General features: G+C 63.4%; 1 pseudogene. It reads right to left on the reverse strand.

Annotated elements, in window-relative coordinates:
* Positions 1–331: pseudogene (locus SB822_RS55760) on the reverse strand (isocitrate lyase); the annotation flags it as partial.

The raw sequence follows: 331 nt of genomic DNA on the forward strand, positions 1-331 counted from the left end.
TCTTCGAAGTGCACGCCCGCGGCGCCGGCTTCGATCATCGCCTTCATCAGTTCAAACGCGTTCAGCACGCCGCCGAAACCGGCCTCTGCGTCCGCGACGATCGGCGCGAAGTAGTCGATATAGCCTTCGTCGCCCGGATTCTTGCCTTCCGACCACTGGATCTGGTCGGCGCGCGTCAGCGTGTTATTGATGCGCTTGACGACGAGCGGCACCGAATTCGCCGGGTAGAGCGACTGGTCCGGGTACATTTCGCCGGCCACGTTCGCGTCGCCCGCGACCTGCCAGCCCGACAGATAGATCGCCTTCAGACCTGCCTTGACCTGCTGCATCG

It is taken from the genome of Paraburkholderia sp. SIMBA_054 (assembly GCF_046534875.1).
Classification (GTDB): Bacteria; Pseudomonadota; Gammaproteobacteria; order Burkholderiales; family Burkholderiaceae; genus Paraburkholderia; species Paraburkholderia hospita.